General features: G+C 37.1%; 3 protein-coding genes. All 3 read right to left on the reverse strand.

All coding sequences use genetic code 11. The features are described from left to right. The coding region (locus ACJML3_RS01870; protein WP_406020130.1) for a hypothetical protein at positions 1-251 on the reverse strand (251 nt) is incomplete at its 3' end. Positions 252-436: 185 nt separating this feature from the next. Then, positions 437-874 (reverse strand): phage tail fiber protein, encoded by a 438-nt coding sequence (locus tag ACJML3_RS01875; RefSeq protein ID WP_406020132.1) that lies wholly within the window; start codon positions 872-874, stop codon positions 437-439. Between the two features lie 71 nt (positions 875-945). Further along, on the reverse strand, positions 946-1,449 hold a 504-nt coding region (locus ACJML3_RS01880), incomplete at its 5' end, for a DUF3383 family protein (RefSeq protein ID WP_406020134.1).

Genomic DNA, 1,449 nt, shown 5'->3' on the forward strand with positions numbered 1-1,449 from the left:
AGCTCAATAAGTAGATCGTTGACCTTATCAGAATCTAAACGCCCCAAAAAGCCTAAACCCTTTGCCTTAATAGCGTTCACAATCTGAGAAATATCAAGGCTTGACACATCCATTTCTAGCAAGCCACATTCTGCAAGTGTAGTAAATGCCTTTGCAAGCCATCTCTGCTGTTGCATGGCACTTAAAGCAGTGATTTTGAATTTAATCTCGTTTCCGTTATCTACAATAGTTATATTTTTGTTTTTTCTCATTTTTGTTTGTCCTATGATTGAAAAAGCACTCTAAGCATACGTTCTTAGAGCGAATAAAACGAGGTTAATTTTTAACCCTATCTATATTTTAGCCTAAAAAAAGGCTATTAAGTAGAATCAGATATATTTTGTATATTGATTTACTTAATAGCCTTGATTTGCGTATGTTAAACAAAATTCATCTATTAAATAGATGATGGTTTGCAACTCTCAAAAATGAAAGTGAACTGGCTAGGATCAAGCACTTTCTTACCATCTGATATATCGTGACCGACCTGTAAAACACCGTTAGATAGCTTATATTCTTTGCCCTGTGCTGGTATAGTGATCTGCATAGAACAGGTGAATACACCTTTAGTCATTTGTGAGGTTGAAATAATGTTACGCATTACTTCAAGTGATGGTGAGCTTGCCTCCAGTGATAGGTTAATTGTTCTTGGTGATGGTGTATAGCCTGCGCTTAATTTACCATCAACGCCCATTCTAGCCTCTGCAATTGTTGCATCTCCTGCAGTCCAAGCGGTATCAGTAGAAAACCCCTGAATCTGAACTCCGCTAGGATATAAATTATCAACGGTTAGAATAATAATTGCATCTGCATCTGTAATATTTCCGACTGCCATTTTTTTTAATCCTCTTTAATCTGTTTTTAACATGGTGCATATATTATCTATATGCACCGTCAAATTAAAACTTAAACTACTGCGGTTGCAGGTACAACTAGCTTATGTACTGATCCGCCATAAGTATATACAAGGTTCATTGATGGTGTCTTTCTCTGCTGTCTGATTGATGCGGTTGCATCTACAATCTGCAGGAAATAACCATTTGTATAGATCTCTTGTGAATAATCAGCACCTAACAGACGTGTTAATTCTGCCTTTTGAGCATTTGACATATTAACGCCCACATCAATAACACCGTTATTTAAAGCACGTTCAATAATATCTTTGCAGTTTGCACGAATTAAGCTATATCCTGCCTCTGTGTATGGAATACGGTTAGCAGTTTCAAACATAGCCATAAGCTGAACTTGCAGGGCATTACATAGCCATACCGCATTGATGTATGTATCAATCCAATCCCACTCGCCAAGCATAGAGCCATTATAAGACAATATAAAATTGTCGTTTCTGGTTGCAAAGTTGCCCATGTAGTTGACTTTGTGACCGTCTAAAGCATTTGCCTGAGAAGTATT

It is taken from the genome of Succinivibrio sp., from assembly GCF_045124615.1.
Classification (GTDB): domain Bacteria; phylum Pseudomonadota; class Gammaproteobacteria; order Enterobacterales; family Succinivibrionaceae; genus Succinivibrio; species Succinivibrio faecicola.

Bases quoted from the DNA above. Each gene is read 5' to 3' on its own strand.
- ACJML3_RS01875 (WP_406020132.1), bottom strand. From the start codon at position 874: ATGGCAGTCGGAAATATTACAGATGCAGATGCAATTATTATTCTAACC.